We start from the raw sequence: 15608 nt of genomic DNA on the forward strand, positions 1-15608 counted from the left end.
GATCGTGACAGCTACCATATCGTACTCGACAACCGGGCAAAAGGATACACTTTCTTTAAAAACCTAGTTTTTTCGAAATATCAAGTGCTGCTGTTTTTACTTTTTTAGCTAAATAAGGTAATCGATCTTTCTGAAACCTCGCTTCAAACCCAGCAATACTGAGGCCAGCAACAGTTTGTTTCTGATGGTTAAAAATTGGCGCTGCAACAGCTGAGGTGTAATCTTCAAGTTCTGAATGACTGACTGTATAGCCGTTTTTATATGACATATCCAACACACGAATCAGTTCAGCTTTATCACAAATCGTTCCTGAAGCAATTGGAACTAGTTCTGTTTCCTCAAGATAGACTTCCCTTTCGTCCTCTGGAAGAAACGTCAAAATGCTTCTTGCACATGCCCCGGCATATAATGGTGATCGTCTCCCAATCGCCGTATAGAGACGAACCATTTGCGTCCCTTCTAATTTTTCAATGTATATCGCTTCATTTCCTTGTTTAACAATTAGGTGGACAGCTTCATCTACTTCATCACGTAACTTTTCCATCACCGGCAATGCTATTTTTCGAATATCTAGCCGTTCAGAAACAAGCTGACCATATTGTAAAAATAATAGACCTAAACCGTACATTCCACTTTCATCACGATTGAGAAACCCCATCTCACAAAGAGAGCAAACCATCCGATAAACAGATGTTTTTGGCATTCCCGTAAGTTCAATCATATCATTGAGTGAGAGCCGTTCTTTCGTTAAAAACAGATTGAGTAATGCCATTGATTTGACAACCGTTTTATTCTTGCATTCCAATCCCTTCCCCTCCTGAAATACATCATACCACGTATTCAAACTTTAATCTGGCAGCTAGTTCACAAATTTTGGTCTCCCTGTCGATAAAGAGGCGCTCTGCTTGTTCAAGTTGAACCAGCTGAAACCGTATCTGTTCTCCAGGCATCATTTGCGCAACAGTAGATAAATCGGCTGAAATGACATGGGCAATTCGCGGATAACCACCAGCTGTCTGACGATCAGCGAGAAGAACGATAGGATTGCCGTCAGGCGGAACTTGAATGGTTCCAAAAGAGACAGCTTCAGAAATCATTTCAAGTGGCATTTCCATTTCAAGTGGATTTCCTTCAAGTCGGTAACCCATCCGATCTGATTTTGCCGATACTCGAAAAGCTTCTGCCAAAAGCTGTTCCTGTGAGGCCGATGTGAAATAATCGAACTGTTCCCCTTTCATTACACGAATGACCGGGTTTTTCTTTAACGGGAGAAAATAGTGACGATTCACCGCCCAATTTGGAGCGGCAAAGCCCCGTTCATCCAATTGCTCTTTCAGCTCCCACAACATTTTTTCTGATAAGGATGATATCTCACCGGTTGTTAAAAGGTCTCCTTTTTGCAGCGGTCTTCCTTGATAACCGCCAATTCCGGCTCTTACATACGTACTTTTACTATTCATCACAGATGGTACATCAAATCCGCCAGCACAAGCCAAATAAGCACGACTGCCCCACTTGCACATCCCGAAGTTTAAAACACTTCCTTTTTGAACTAAAATCGGTCTCCATAAAGGAACCTCTTGATGGTCAATTGATAATGAAAAATCCGCTCCTGTAACAGCGATTAGTGTCGTGTTTGAAAAACGGAGAGACAGGTCTGGTCCTAACAATGTCACTTCAAGGGCTGCTTCATCTAGCTCATTGCCAACGAGAAGATTGGCAATTCGTAAAGAATCGCTATCCATTGCCCCGCTAACAAGAACACCATATTTTTGAAATCCAGTGCGACCCAAGTCTTGCACAGTTGTCATCAGACCTGGCTTTAACACTTCTAAGCTCAACATTTTCCCTCCTTTAACTTGTCGTACTCTGCTTTTGTCACGCGAACAAATTTGACCATATCTCCTGCTCTTAAAAGGCTTGGCGGCTCTTCACAAGGCCGAAATAATTCAAGCGGTGTATGACCAATCAACTGCCAGCCGCCTGGAGTTGATAGCGGATAGACGCCTGTCTGCATACCAGCGATCCCTACAGAACCAGCGGGAATTGACGTTCGCGGTGAAGACCGGCGCGGAGCCGCGATTTTTTCTGACATCCCCCCTAAATAAGGAAAACCTGGCGCAAACCCAAGCATATAAACGAGGTATTCTCCCGCTGTATGAATATTTATCACTTCTTCTGTTGTTAAATTGTTGATCTGGGCGACCTCCTCTAAATCAGGACCAAATTCACCACCATAACAAACAGGGATTTCTACCGTCCGCCTGTCGATTTCTTCCTCTATAGTTAACCGGTAAAGAGTGTTTTTGATGATCCCTTTTACTTTTTCAAAAGGAGAAACGCCTTTACTCGAATTTCGAGACACTTCAAGCGGATCATAAAAAACCGTCACACTTGTAAATGCTGGTACACATTCTATCAAACCGGGGAACGGAGCACTTTCAATTTGCTTTGTCAATGCACTTGTTATCCGGTGAGTCTGTTCATTAATATCCGTTCCAAACTTAATGATCAGCGCTGAGTCCCCAAGCGGCGCCATTTCAACGTGTAAATTGGTCAATTGTTTCATCTCCCCCCTAAAATCAAAAATCAATACAGACAAACTTGCTCTGTATTGATTTTCATATGATCAATCATCCCCATAGCTTAGGAATCGCATGAGTAAGTGTATGCCAACCCATGATGGCCATCACGACCACGACAATAATGCCTGCGATCGTCAGCCAAATCGGATGACGATAATCCCCAACAATCTTCTTTTTATGGGCACCAATTAAAAGTGCCCCTAAAGCGATTGGGAGGATGAGTCCGTTTAAAGCTCCCGCAAGTATAAGAAGATTAACAGGATTTCCAATCGATACAAAAGAGAGTGTCGAGATGATAATAAATCCGATGATAATACCGCGAGAATTTTTTTCAATTTTAGGTGAAAATGTTTTAAAGAATGATACCGAAGTATAAGCGGCCCCAATAACAGAGGTGACGGCTGCCCCCCACATGACAAGACCAAACATCTTATAACCGATATTTCCGGCAGCAAGCTTGAATACAGAAGCTGGCGGATTATCAGGATTAATGGCCAAACCTTTTGAAACAACACCAAGAACGGCAAGGAAAAGCGCAATTCTCATCACAGATGTAATTAAAATACCTGATACAGAACTCTTTGTCACTTCAGAAATCGAGTCTTTTCCTTTCACACCCGCATCAAGCAAACGATGTCCACCAGCAAACGTAATATAACCACCGACTGTTCCACCGACAAGTGTGACAATGGCAAGAATATCAATTTTATCAGGTACTACTGTTTTTGTAACAGCTTCTCCGACCGGCGGACCTGTCGTTATCGCAACATATACGGTTAGAAGAATCATAACAAAACCGGCAACTAGCGTAAAACGGTCCATCGCTTTTCCCGCTTCTTTAATCATAAAAATAAGAATGGCGATAACAGCGCTTATGATCGCCCCTGTCTGAGGCGTGATCCCGAATAAAACTTGCAACCCCAAACCAGCTCCACCAATGTTGCCAATGTTAAAAACTAGTCCTCCAAGAACAACGAGGAAGGCGATAAAATAGCCAAGACCCGGAAAAACAAGGTTCGCAATTTCTTGACCCCTTTTTTCAGAGACGGCAATAATTCTCCACACATTTGTTTGCGCAAAAATATCCAAAATAATGGAAATTAAAATAACAAAACCGAAGCTAGCTGCTAACTTTTGTGTGAATACTGTAGTTTGTGTTAAAAATCCTGGTCCAATTGAAGATGTAGCCATCAAAAAGGCTGCACCCAATAATAATGTCAAGTTACTTTTGTTTTGCTTCAAATCGCATTCCTCCATTTTTGTTGATCATGTTGAAAAAGCTTGAACTTTTATATTTGATTTTTCAAATTCTGCATGAATTTTTTTTGCAAATTGAAGGGCATGAGCATTGTCTCCATGAATACAAACCGTATCAGCTTTTAGACAAATATCTTTCCCCATACGACTTCGGACTTTTCCTTCCTTGACCATTCGGATCGCTTGATTGACAGCCACTTCATCCTCTTGAATCAGCGCATCATCATGTGCCCGTGAAGTAAGTGTACCGTCTTCTTGATATGTACGATCAGCAAACACTTCATGAGCCGTCTTCAAACCAGCTCTTTCTCCAGCAAGTACAAGTTCACTTCCTGCCAAACCGAACAATATGAGATCAGAATCTATCTTGAATATAGCGCGGGCAATCGCATCTGCTAATCCTCTATTTTTTGCAGCCATATTATAGAGTGCACCATGTGGCTTGACATGCTGCATCTGAACACCTTCTGCTTTTAGAAAACCTGAAAGGGCACCAATTTGATAAGTGACAAGATCATAGGCTTCTTCAGGCGTAATCGCCATATTGCGGCGGCCAAATCCAGCTAAATCAGGAAGCCCAGGATGTGCACCAATGGCAACACCTTTGTCAGCTGCCAGGGTGACGGTTTTTCGCATAACACTCGGATCTCCAGCATGAAATCCACAAGCGATATTGGCTGAAGTGACAAACTGCAAAATATCTTTGTCTAATCCAATCTGATATGCACCAAAACTCTCTCCAAGATCACAGTTTAAATCAACACAAACCATCAAATCCCTCCTTTTATATTCATGTGCATTTTTTCAAGAAATAATAAAGTCTGATTTGTTCCGATTATCGGAACAATAATTCCGAATAATCAAACTTGAATTAGATTATAACAGGGTTTTGCTTTCTTAGCATCTGTTTGTTATAAAACCTAACATCGAATGAAGCGCTATCAATTGGTTGCACATCACGGTTTTTTCATATCTAATGTGAGGCGAAAAAATTTTTTAACATAAAAAAAGAGCCTTAATCAGGCTCCCGAGCAATTATGATAACACCCAATATCTAATCGCTTTTGCAACACCATTTTCAATATTTGTTTCTGTTACCCAATCAGCCGTTTTCTTGACGATGTCCTGAGCGTTTCCCATCGCCACACCTAAACCAGCCTCTTTTATCATCGCAATGTCATTTAAACTGTCACCAACTGCCATCACGTTCTTCATTGAAAAACCGAGACGTTCAGATACTTTTGCCAAAGCCGCTCCTTTATTAATGCCAATGGTATTGACCTCAATATTGGTCGGACTTGAGTTACTAATCTCTAATTCTTTGTTTTTTTTCAGTTCTTCTAATACCTGATGTCTCACGTGATGATCAGGAATATCAAACCCGAATTTTAGCCATTCATGAGCATAAATATCTTCCGGAAAATCTTCTCGCCACACCTTATCAACACTACACGCCCAAAAGTTCGTCTCGTACTGATTGCGCAAACCCCACATCATTTGAACATGATCGGGATGCAACACTTGGCGCTCTACTAGATTAAAAGAAGAATCCCATATTTCACTACCATTTACTGTAATCAAATAAGAAGACAGTCCCAAAAACTCAGCGAATTCACGGGCGGTCCTCAGCGTTCGTCCCGTACTGAGCACAACATGAACCCCTTTTTCTTCTGCTTCTTTAATCGCTTGTTTATTTTCTTCTGAAATGGCATGCTCAGCATTCAATAATGTCCCATCCATATCTAATGCAACGAGTTTTACTTGTTCACGATATCCTTGATTGATTGGCACGATATAAGATACCTCCACTTTTTAGGCTCCTATATATTCTAATATAAAAAGGATCCAGAAACAAAGAAGCAATTTTCTAAGTCGTTTTCTGTTTCTTCTGCTTCATTCCAAACAGAATGGCTATCAATACAGCAATTGCTAAGCCGATCATTACCCCAACAGAACCGAGGAACTTGACGGTATGACCAAGAACGATACCTATAGCCGCAAAATCAGTATCTGAAAATGTCGTATTATGGAACCCTAAATCGCCAATAACCGGTAGTAAACATACAGGCAAAAACGTAATCACTAGCCCATTAACAAATGAACCTATGACAGCACCCCGCAAACCTCCTGTAGCATTTCCAAATACACCAGCCGAAGCCCCGGTAAAGAAGTGAGGTACCACACCTGGGAGAATAATCACAAGACCTGAAGCTCCGAGAATAGCCATCCCAACAATCCCTCCAATGAAGCTGCAAAAAAATCCTAGCAGTACCGCATTAGGAGCATACGGGAAGACAATTGGACAATCGAGTGCTGGTTTGGAATCTGGAACAAGTTTGCCAGAAATTCCTTTAAAAGCCGGAACAATCTCAGCAAGCACAAGCCTCACACCTGTAAGGATTATAAAAACCCCGGCGGCAAAAGTAACAGCCTGAATAACAGAGAACACGAGATAGTGTGTGCCATGGCTTAGCTTATCTTCCACAAATGCGGGTCCTGCACAAACCGCAATCAAGACATATAATAAGGTCATCGTTAGCGCAATACTGACAGAACTATCCCTTAAAAAGCCTAGACCTTTTGGGAAACGAAGCTCCTCTGTTGAACGCGAGCCCTTACCGCAAACCTTACCAATTAAGGCAGACAAAACATTTCCAATTGAAGAAAAATGCCCAAAAGCCACTTTATCATTTCCAGTTATTTTTCTCATAAAAGGTTGAACAACTGCCGGAAATACACTCATCGCTAAGCCCAGCGAGACTGCTCCAGCACCAATTAAAAGCGGCCCTCTCAAACCTGCTACAGCTAAAATAACAGCAATCAAACATGCCATATACAATGTATGGTGTCCAGTTAGGAAAATATATTTTAAGTTTGTAAAACGAGCAATTAAAATATTGGTAAACATTCCAAAAAACATGATCAACGCTGTTACTGTTCCATACTCATTCAATGCTACAGCAACAATGGCTTCATTATTTGGAACAACACCATTCACATGAAAGGCCGCTTGAAACATTTTTCCGAATGGTTCAAGTGAGTTCACAAGAATACCGGCACCGGCTGAAATAATGATAAAACCTAAAAAAGATTTCGTCGTCCCTTTGACAATTTCATTGGCGGACTTTTTCTGAAACACCAGTCCAATAAGAGAAATGATGGCAATTAAAACAGCGGGCTGACCTAAAATATCCATGAGCAACTTCATCATTCTTTCAATCATTTGCAGCCTCTCCTTTCTTGTTAAAGCATTCCTTTCGCCTGTAATTTGTCTGTTAATTTCGTTTTTAGCTCATCAAGATCAATAATACTCTCAAGTATGACTAAATCTCCTAAGTGTGAAGCTCCCTCTGCAATATCTTTAGCAACAACAAACAAGTCTGCCTGATCTACAGATGCCGAGCTCAAATCTGAATGACCTGCCTCAACATCGTTTACACCAAGCTCCTTTAACGTATCTTGAATGTTCATTTCAAGCATAAAACTGCTTCCAAGCCCAGATCCGCAAACCGCTAATATTTTCATATGAATACCTCCTCGGTTAATATGATGAATACGATTCTATTAGATGTTGAATAGATTTGATAGAATCTGCTTCCTTCAACATGTCTTGGTTCTCTTTATTACTGAGAAGACGTGTTAGTTGCGAAAGCGCCTTCAAATGAGTAATGTGGTCGATCGCTGCAATACAAAATAACAACTTAACAGGGTATTGCTTATCATTTAAGAAGTAGACAGGTTCATTCAATTTTAGAAAACTCATCCCCACCTTTTTTACACCCATTTCAGGCCTTGCATGAGGAACAGCGATCTCTGGTCCGATAATCATATATGGACCCATTGTTTTAAGATTGTGAATCATCGCTTCTATATATCCTTCACTAATTGCTCCTTGTTCGAGTAAAGGTTTGGCAGCTGTTTTGATCGCTTCTTCCCAGCCACCTATTCGCTCAGCCAGTTGGATTGTTTCCTCTGTTAACAAGTCTTTCAACACTGGTCGCTCCCCCTTTATTTCCTTCATCTTTTGTAAAATCGTGACCTCTCTCAAAGATTCTCTCAACCCTTTTTCATCGATAATCTTGGCATATTTTTTAAGAATATGAAAAAAGTCATCTATCAGCAGTTCTCTGCTTTTAATACCAAACAAATGTTGATACACATCATGGACGAGCCGGCTTTTTTCTGCTGGTGTCATTAAAGGACTTACCATGTAGTAGCGCTCTTTTGTATCGAGTTCAATCGCAGAAAAAACCGCATCATATTTCTGAAATAGCTCTGATCTAAATTCATGTAGAGATAATGTCTTCACAACACATATTTCTGAAAATAACGTTTCGAGCTGTTGCTTCAACAGTAAAGAAGCGCTGACACCACTTGGACAAATAACAACTGCTGTCTTTTTGGTTAATCGGGTTTGGGCAGGTTTCTCAAGCATTGCAGCAAAGTGAATCGTCAGAAAACCAATCTCTTCTTCCGGTACTGGGATATTAAGCAACAATTCCAGCGGATGGATTAATTTTTGGACAATTGTATAAAGTTCTCGATGCTCTTTTTTAATTTTGTTTAGTAAAGGATTGTGAATCGGAATACGATATTTTATTCGGAAAAATGCTGGTTTCAAATGACGGTACAGAGATTGAGCCACACCGCTTCTCTCAGCAAATGTAATACAGGCTCTTGATTCAAATTCAAAGACAAGTTTTTCACAGAGTTGAAAAAGTGGATCGCATGCTGATGGTTTTCCGAAAGAAAGACCTAACAGCTGAATCATCATGTAGCACAATTCGCTATCACTTGTTGGAATACCTAAACCGTTTAATAGATTTTTAGCTGAACATCTTAATGGGTTTTGTTTGAAGAGCTCTGTTTCTTGCTGATGAAAACGGACAACCTTGCCACTTTTTGCCCTCTCAGAATACAACATTAAAAAATAGATGAATTCATTCAGCCTTTCTTCAACAAATTGAAGATTGTAAACTTCGGTAACCTTTTCAATGACCATTTTAATTTCCTGCGGACGATGGTTTACACCTGACATTTTCAACATATGTTGAAGCAATGCTGTTCCATTTGGTTTTTGTAAACAAGCAGCAAGAACATGCATAACCGGAACTCTTTTATCAAATTCACTTCCTTTCAAGTGATAACCTCTCTCTCTTGTATAATGAATGGCTACTAAAAAAGGCTGTAACTTTTGATTCGCTTTTTTCACATCCTTTACCACCGTGTTTTTACTCACTTGCAATAACTGTGTCAAATGAGCACTTGAAACAGGTTCCCTGCGAACAAACAGGAACAAATAGATCAATTGAATTCGTTCTTCTTCTGTTAAAACGAAAGAGCGGACAATCTTTAATTGAGCTTGATGAGAAACAAACTCTAGTACCTCATCGGACATCTTAAGCTGTTTTTTTCTCTTATATTCGATGACAGGCATCTCATGGTCAGTCAAATATTGATTGATTTTCTCCAGATCATAGCAAATTTGCCGTCTAGATAATTGAAAATGGTCAATCAGCTGATGCATTGTCACTTCTCTGGCCCGGACCAAATATTGAAGTAACCGGGCAGGACGTTTCTCATTGATCATGCCTCTGCCCTCCCTTGATGTCATCATATAATAAAGCGCTTACAATTTGTTGGTGAATTGAGCACAAATCATGGGACTTTAGATTTACAAAATTGGGCTGGTGGATCATGTTGGCTTGAAAAGATGCAGAAATAGAAATGACGAAGATCATTCCCAATTCTTTCTGACACAAATGAAACGCATGAAAAATCATTTTCATACGTTTCTTATTTTTTTCGTTCATCACTACCCATGGCTACTAGAAACCAAAGTCACCCACAAATAAAATCATGTCGCCATGATGAAATTGATTCAATTCTATAAGACAAAAAAACTGCCAAAACCATGGCAGCTTAATTAAGCAGATCATTCCCGTTCTTGAAAAATACTTTTGGCAATGTTGACCGCATTTAGGACACGGGGAAACCCTGTATAAGGAATGCATTGGATTAACGTCTCTACAATTTCTAAAGGTGTTAACCCGACATTCAATCCGGCATTGATATGTACTTTCAACTGGGGTTCACAATCACCCTGGGTCGTTAAAGATGAGATTGTAATGAGTTCACGTTCTTTCAAGCTTAAGCCCTCGCGCGCATAAATATCACCAAAAGCAAATTCAATAATATACCTGCCTAAATCAGGTGCAATATCTTTTAAAGATTCAATTACTTTTCTACCGCCTTCACCATCAATTTCATTGAGATTTTCAAGTCCTTGTTGATATCTTTGTTGGTTCATGTTCTATTCCTCCTTTAGTGAATAAATGAATCATACACCTTAGAGCTCGCTCTAAGGCAAGCTTTTTTTGTATAATCAATATATGGACAAAACATTTACAATTAAAGAAACTGCAAAACTGACAAATCTCTCGGCACATACATTACGGTATTATGAGAAAATCGGTCTTCTTCCCAAGATCCAACGTGATCCAAACGGTTATCGGGAATATACAGAGGCAGACATTTCCTGGATCTACTTTTTGCTTCGCCTGCGAGACACAGGAATGTCAATCGAGAATATGAAGACATTCGCCGACCTTCGTAGTCAAGGGAAGCAAACAATTGAAGAACGAAAAAACATGCTGAAGATTCACCGCACAAAAATGATGGAGGATATCAACAAACTACAAAGCAATTTAGAAAAAATCAATGACAAAATTGAGTTTTATTCATCACTTAAATGAAAAAAGACGGCTTAAGATCCCCAGATGTAACACAGGGCTAAGCCGTCTTCTCCTTGCTTTTTTGTTTATTTCAACTGATTCGGAAAAACCGTAAGATCCACTCCCCAAAGCTGAGGTAAAATATAAAACACAGCTCCAACAATGATAATTAAGGTAAAGATGTTGATCATAAATCCGGTACTTACCATTTCTCTAATCTTTATTTTTCCTGATGCAAAAATAATGGCATTCGGAGGTGTTCCGACAGGAAGCATAAACGCACAGTTTGCTGCCATTGCAGCAGGTATCATCAATGCATATGGATGAACATGAAGCGCGATGGCAAGTGATGAAAGGACAGGAAGAATCATTGTTGCTGTTGCCGTATTAGAGGTTACTTCGGTCAGAAACAGCACTAAACCAGCAGACACGAAAATGATGACCACAAAATGAAAACCTTCCAATATTGTTAATTGACTGCCGATCCACTTTGTCAAACCTGTCTTACCAAAACCTTCTGCCAATGCAAGACCACCACCAAACAGGAGGAGAATACCCCATGGCAACTCTTTTGAGGCGATCCAATCCAAAATCCGCCCATTTTTATTTCTTGCTGGAATTAAAAAGAGCAGCGAAGCTGCAAAAATAGCAATCATTGTATCATTAATACCAGTGATTACACCTTCCCAAAAAAATGTTCTCGTGACCCACATAAATGCAGCAAAACAAAACACGAGGAGTACCATCAATTCTTCAAAGCCGACCTTTCCAAGCTTTTTCTTTTCCGTTTCTATTAATTGTTTTCCAGTGGGAAGTTGCTTGACCTTCAGAGGATAAGCGACTTTTGTCAAATACAACCACACGATGAAAAGCAGGATGATCACAATTGGAACAGCAAAGGCCATCCATCCTGCAAAGGAAATCTCAACTCCATATATTTTTTTCATATTTGCCGCTAGGATCATGTTTGGTGGTGTACCAATCAATGTGCCCAGTCCACCAATTGTCCCTGCATAACCAATACTGAAAATTAAAGCCTTTGAAAATTTCGCTTCTTCTTCAGGTTCCGACTTCATCACAGCAGACACTTGATGGATGATCGCTGTACCAATCGGCAACATCATCATCACCGCAGCTGTGTTCGAGACCCACATTGACAAAAAACCAGTGGCGGTCATAAATCCAAGAATAATTGTTGAAGTACTTGTCCCAACTACAGAAATAATGTTAAGTGCAATCCGTTTATGAAGATTCCAGCGTTCCATCGCAAGCGCAATCAAAAAACCTCCTAAAAATAAAAACACGATCGGATCGCCATAACTTGCCGTAACAACAGACCCCTTAAGTGCACCTGTCACCGGCAGCAACACGATTGGCAGTAGTGAAGCTACAGGAATGGGGACAGCCTCAGTCATCCACCAAACAGCCACCCATATAGTGGTTGCCAGTACCATTCGTCCGCCATCACTCAAACCCTCAGGAAAAAAGAATAACAAAATAGCCAAAAACAAGGCTGGCCCAAGCACTAAACCGATTTTCTGTGCAGGTTGATAGCTGGGCGGCCTGTCTTTTTTTTGACCAGCTGTTGTCTTTTGAGATTCAAGCTTTTTACCTGTATTTGCAGGCACAGAAAACAACAGCAACCCCTTTGCTTTCCAATGTGTTGTCCAAAGCATATCCCATGCCGAGGAAACCATTAATTTCATAAAAACCCCTCCCCTCTTTTTGTAACAAATTCATTATATCGAAAGATTCTATTTTTTGTCACAATTTGGTCATTTTTCTGGAGGGATTTTACTTATTTTATATCAAAGAGGAAGCGGCTGTTGAAGGGTGTTTTACGCTCATATTCTCAATCAGGGGCTCACTTCATGAGTCTCCATTTTTGAATTCATTTCAAACCTATTAAACCAGATGTAATCTTTTCAACTCTGGCCCAATCAAATTGGCATTCAATTTGCATTCGGTTACTGCAAGTCATCTTTAATCTTTCAGCTATTTTAAAACTAAATGACGGACTCCTATAAAGGAAAATAAAACATTCCATTCATCTCAACGTTTAGGTTTATTCTCAACTGTTTCTCTTGTCACTAGTCGAATAAATAAACAAGGACCACCTCTCTTAAGTTCTACATTCACTAATTGTGAATCAATAAAATGTGGCATATGATCAAAAAGATTCGTAAGGCTTGAGAATTCATCAATTTTTTGACGTTATGACTCTAACAAATCGTAGTAAAATTTCGAATTTTGGTCATACCTCATTAAAAACTCACCAAACGAATCACAGATAAGTGTATCAACAAAATAAACTGCATTTTTTCCGGATTGTTCTTTAAAATCAATCGATAAATAGAACCCCTCTACTATTTCGAAAAAGACTAATTTAGTGTCATCTTCATACAATTCTAAATCAGGATCAAATTCATAGAAATCTTCTCTTAATCTGATATCAACTACACTATGTGGATCGATAAGTCTGTTAAACTGATTTTCAAGATCCCTATGCATAAACCCATAACCAATTGTCATGTAAAAATTTCTTAACTCTTTTGGAAAGCTTAATCCCATTCGCTCCTCAGCACTTTTTATTTCATCTTTCTTTAAAGGGTAAAACTCGTGTTTCATGTTTTGAGTATTGTCTTCATTCACAATATACTTTAATAGAAAATTGTAATTGTTCATCTCTTCACCTGCTTAAATTTAAAGTAGAGCTTATGTTCAACTTCTTTTAGTAATTGAAACTTATAGTTCTTATGCAAAAAAACTCTGGCTTCATTGCCTCTTCCCCAAAGTTTTTTCGATCTTGGCTAACATCATGTTATTTTTCGATCATCATTCACAATTGTCTTTATTCCTGCAAATATCACATCACCTAATACTTCGGTATATGTATCATAATCTTTATTAGATTTGATGATATCAAAAGCTTGTTTAATGACCCCGTCAACCATAACCGTTAACCCTTCAATTTCCTCTTCTGATCCCTCTTTATTAAACTTTTCATTCATGATCACTAATTTATTTTGTTCCATATCTTCTCCACCTTTAAAATTGATTCATTATGTATCGTCTTCACTTATAAATCTATCTTTATTGAACTAGCCATAAAACTTAAAAAACCCACCAGAAGTTTTTCTATACAATCTTCAGCATCACAAAGCGAATCCACTTTAAATATGTTCCTTTCGAGTTCAGCAAAAAAGGGCCTCCGCAAAGTGTAGACTTTTTGGACACCCTTCATCTTAAAGTTTCTTTATATCATCCGTAAGTTGCATATCCCCGCTTGGTACATGAATGAGCTTGAATCCAGATTCAATTGCTGCTTCTTTTGCTTCTTCACTAACACAAATCGCATGAATATTTGCTGTCGTTTTGTCAATGGCCATACCGATGCTTTCCGCTTCTTGCATGAAAAGTTCGACACATGTTCGATTTGAAAAAAGAAGGATGTCAACAGGAAACTCTGCAACCTCTCGTTTGACAATATCTGTAAAACGATTATCTATCATTTGTTCGTGTGTGATCAACGCTTGACACTTTGAATACGATTGAACTGCACCTCGACTGCCGACAGTTAAACATGTTTCTAGATTTAAATGATCTTGTTGTAAACATGCTACAAATCCGTACTCTTCTAGAACAGCTTTAATCGATGGAGTTGAAGCATAAAACTGTCCTCTTATTTGTCTAACATCGATTTTCAAGACAGCAAGCTTGCTAAAAAACTGTTGCACTGCTGTCTTTGAGGTGAACAACAAACTGTCAAAAGTAGCAAGTTCATCTACATCCACCTGATCCATGGTTGCTTCAGTCACTTTCCATTTTGGCCATTCAATCACTTCTGCACCTTGTTCACGCAAAACATCTTTCGGTAAGTTCTCTTCTTCTCCACTTTGGATCGCCATGATATTCCGTCCAATTAACGGTTTTTTCTCAAACCAGCTGTTGCGCTGAAATGAAACAATATCACCGACAACAATAATGGCGGGGTTTCTGATTTCGTGTTCATTTATTTTTCGCTGAATATTTTCAAGTGTTCCCTTAATGCTTCGCTGCCGTCCCCATGTGCCCCATTGGATCACCATAACGGGAAGAGAGGGAGATTTTCCGTTTTTGATCAAGTTCTCACATATATAAGCGACATTTTTGATGCCCATATAAAAAACAAGAGTTTGCACACTTCCAGCAAGACCTTTCCAATTCAACGCTGGTTTACCTGATTGATCATGTGCGGTCATGACAGCAAAAGATGACGCAAAATCCCGATGGGTTACTGGTAAGCCGGCATACAGTGGTGCTGCGATTCCAGACGTAATGCCGGGGACCATTTCATATGGGATACCATGCTCACTGACGGCATCCGCTTCTTCTCCAACTCTGCCGAATACACTGGGATCTCCTCCTTTGAGTCGTACAACCTGAAGACCTTTTCCAGCCTTCTCAATCAGCAATGCATGGATTTCAGTCTGTTTCATATAATGTCGGGTTGGAAGCTTTCCACAGTAGATGAATTCACATGTTGCTTTCGCATATTCTAACAGACGCGGATTAACAAGTCTGTCATACATGATGACATCTGCTTTTTCAAGCAAAGTTTTTCCCTTTAATGTAATAAGCCTCACATCTCCCGGTCCTGCTCCGACAAAATATACTTTCCCATTCCCCATCAACGGTCATCCTTCCATCTACCGATTAATCTCTTTCATAGATAATAAACAAGTCTTCTCCTTCGATTACAGTTTCAAAGGTTTGGATACAGCCTGTGTCTGGTTCTTGAACTCTACCATCTTTCAGACTGATCTTCCAGTCATGCATTGGGCAAAATACAAATTCGCCGCTGACCATTCCTTCGGCGAGAACGCCTCCTTTATGAGGACAACGATTTTCGACGGCACGGACACTGCCATTTGAAAGTTTAAAAACAGCAATCTCTTTGTCATCGATAAAGACCGTTTTCCCCAATTGTTCCGGTAGTTCACTCAGTTTTGCAATAAATACTTTTGTTATGTTTTTATTCACCATCCGAATG

The 15608-nt window shown here is 39.7% G+C and carries 16 protein-coding genes; 1 reads left to right on the top strand and 15 read right to left on the bottom strand.

Annotated elements, in window-relative coordinates; genetic code table 11:
- Positions 1 to 55: 55 nt before the first annotated feature.
- The 10 genes from PDT38_RS16030 to PDT38_RS16075 form a co-directional block, all read right to left on the bottom strand.
- Positions 56 to 805, bottom strand: coding sequence for an IclR family transcriptional regulator (locus tag PDT38_RS16030; RefSeq protein WP_270802992.1), 750 nt, complete (start codon positions 803 to 805; stop codon positions 56 to 58).
- A gap of 22 nt (positions 806 to 827) precedes the next feature.
- Positions 828 to 1841 (bottom strand): 5-oxoprolinase subunit C family protein, encoded by a 1014-nt coding sequence (locus PDT38_RS16035; protein ID WP_270802993.1) that lies wholly within the window; start codon positions 1839 to 1841, stop codon positions 828 to 830.
- Positions 1838 to 2569, bottom strand: a complete 732-nt coding sequence (pxpB, locus tag PDT38_RS16040; RefSeq protein WP_270802994.1) for a 5-oxoprolinase subunit PxpB — start codon at positions 2567 to 2569, stop codon at positions 1838 to 1840. Before pxpB ends, PDT38_RS16035 begins: the two co-directional genes overlap by 4 nt.
- Positions 2570 to 2633: 64 nt before the next feature.
- Positions 2634 to 3776, bottom strand: a complete 1143-nt coding sequence (locus PDT38_RS16045; protein ID WP_394356296.1) for an NRAMP family divalent metal transporter — start codon at positions 3774 to 3776, stop codon at positions 2634 to 2636.
- A gap of 75 nt (positions 3777 to 3851) precedes the next feature.
- The gene (locus PDT38_RS16050) at positions 3852 to 4613 is read right to left on the bottom strand and encodes a LamB/YcsF family protein (RefSeq protein WP_270802997.1); all 762 of its coding nucleotides are present in this window, start codon (positions 4611 to 4613) and stop codon (positions 3852 to 3854) included.
- A 264-nt stretch (positions 4614 to 4877) separates the two neighbouring features.
- Complete coding sequence (locus PDT38_RS16055) at positions 4878 to 5627, bottom strand: Cof-type HAD-IIB family hydrolase (RefSeq protein WP_394356297.1); 750 nt, start codon at positions 5625 to 5627, stop codon at positions 4878 to 4880.
- A gap of 82 nt (positions 5628 to 5709) precedes the next feature.
- On the bottom strand, positions 5710 to 7065 hold the full coding sequence (locus PDT38_RS16060; protein WP_270803001.1) for a PTS ascorbate transporter subunit IIC: 1356 nt from the start codon (positions 7063 to 7065) through the stop codon (positions 5710 to 5712).
- A 20-nt stretch (positions 7066 to 7085) separates the two neighbouring features.
- On the bottom strand, positions 7086 to 7367 hold the full coding sequence (locus PDT38_RS16065) for a PTS sugar transporter subunit IIB (RefSeq protein WP_270803003.1): 282 nt from the start codon (positions 7365 to 7367) through the stop codon (positions 7086 to 7088).
- Between the two features lie 16 nt (positions 7368 to 7383).
- Positions 7384 to 9432 carry a BglG family transcription antiterminator gene (locus PDT38_RS16070; protein ID WP_270803004.1) on the bottom strand — a complete coding sequence of 683 codons (2049 nt, stop codon included), beginning with the start codon at positions 9430 to 9432 and terminating at the stop codon, positions 7384 to 7386.
- 345 nt (positions 9433 to 9777) lie between these two features.
- The gene (locus PDT38_RS16075) at positions 9778 to 10152 is read right to left on the bottom strand and encodes a carboxymuconolactone decarboxylase family protein (protein ID WP_270803005.1); all 375 of its coding nucleotides are present in this window, start codon (positions 10150 to 10152) and stop codon (positions 9778 to 9780) included.
- Positions 10153 to 10219: 67 nt separating this feature from the next.
- Between PDT38_RS16075 and PDT38_RS16080 the strand changes: the two genes are divergently transcribed.
- Entirely contained in the window at positions 10220 to 10597 is a 378-nt protein-coding gene (locus PDT38_RS16080; protein ID WP_270803007.1) for a MerR family transcriptional regulator, read from the top strand.
- Between the two features lie 65 nt (positions 10598 to 10662).
- Here PDT38_RS16080 and PDT38_RS16085 read toward each other — a convergent pair whose 3' ends face one another.
- The 5 genes from PDT38_RS16085 to nirD form a co-directional block, all read right to left on the bottom strand.
- Positions 10663 to 12282, bottom strand: a complete 1620-nt coding sequence (locus PDT38_RS16085) for an SLC13 family permease (protein WP_270803008.1) — start codon at positions 12280 to 12282, stop codon at positions 10663 to 10665.
- 508 nt (positions 12283 to 12790) lie between these two features.
- The gene (locus PDT38_RS16090) at positions 12791 to 13261 is read right to left on the bottom strand and encodes an SMI1/KNR4 family protein (RefSeq protein WP_270803009.1); all 471 of its coding nucleotides are present in this window, start codon (positions 13259 to 13261) and stop codon (positions 12791 to 12793) included.
- Between the two features lie 131 nt (positions 13262 to 13392).
- Positions 13393 to 13611 (bottom strand): hypothetical protein, encoded by a 219-nt coding sequence (locus tag PDT38_RS16095; RefSeq protein WP_270803010.1) that lies wholly within the window; start codon positions 13609 to 13611, stop codon positions 13393 to 13395.
- Between the two features lie 210 nt (positions 13612 to 13821).
- Positions 13822 to 15246 (bottom strand): uroporphyrinogen-III C-methyltransferase, encoded by a 1425-nt coding sequence (gene cobA / locus PDT38_RS16100; RefSeq protein ID WP_270803012.1) that lies wholly within the window; start codon positions 15244 to 15246, stop codon positions 13822 to 13824.
- Positions 15247 to 15271: 25 nt separating this feature from the next.
- Positions 15272 to 15601 carry a nitrite reductase small subunit NirD gene (gene nirD / locus PDT38_RS16105; RefSeq protein WP_172292982.1) on the bottom strand — a complete coding sequence of 110 codons (330 nt, stop codon included), beginning with the start codon at positions 15599 to 15601 and terminating at the stop codon, positions 15272 to 15274.
- Between the last annotated feature and the right edge of the window lie 7 nt (positions 15602 to 15608).

The organism is Bacillus changyiensis (assembly GCF_027706145.1).
Lineage (GTDB): Bacteria > Bacillota > Bacilli > Bacillales > Bacillaceae > Bacillus > Bacillus changyiensis.

Coding starts and splice junctions, on each gene's coding strand:
- PDT38_RS16075 (WP_270803005.1), bottom strand. CDS start 10,152: ATGAACCAACAAAGATATCAACAAGGACTTGAAAATCTCAATGAAATT.
- PDT38_RS16060 (WP_270803001.1), bottom strand. CDS start 7,065: ATGATTGAAAGAATGATGAAGTTGCTCATGGATATTTTAGGTCAGCCC.
- pxpB (WP_270802994.1), bottom strand. CDS start 2,569: ATGAAACAATTGACCAATTTACACGTTGAAATGGCGCCGCTTGGGGAC.
- nirD (WP_172292982.1), bottom strand. CDS start 15,601: ATGGTGAATAAAAACATAACAAAAGTATTTATTGCAAAACTGAGTGAA.
- PDT38_RS16095 (WP_270803010.1), bottom strand. CDS start 13,611: ATGGAACAAAATAAATTAGTGATCATGAATGAAAAGTTTAATAAAGAG.
- PDT38_RS16045 (WP_394356296.1), bottom strand. CDS start 3,776: ATGGCTACATCTTCAATTGGACCAGGATTTTTAACACAAACTACAGTA.
- PDT38_RS16085 (WP_270803008.1), bottom strand. CDS start 12,282: ATGAAATTAATGGTTTCCTCGGCATGGGATATGCTTTGGACAACACAT.
- cobA (WP_270803012.1), bottom strand. CDS start 15,246: ATGGGGAATGGGAAAGTATATTTTGTCGGAGCAGGACCGGGAGATGTG.
- PDT38_RS16050 (WP_270802997.1), bottom strand. CDS start 4,613: ATGGTTTGTGTTGATTTAAACTGTGATCTTGGAGAGAGTTTTGGTGCA.
- PDT38_RS16070 (WP_270803004.1), bottom strand. CDS start 9,432: ATGATCAATGAGAAACGTCCTGCCCGGTTACTTCAATATTTGGTCCGG.
- PDT38_RS16065 (WP_270803003.1), bottom strand. CDS start 7,367: ATGAAAATATTAGCGGTTTGCGGATCTGGGCTTGGAAGCAGTTTTATG.
- PDT38_RS16090 (WP_270803009.1), bottom strand. CDS start 13,261: ATGAACAATTACAATTTTCTATTAAAGTATATTGTGAATGAAGACAAT.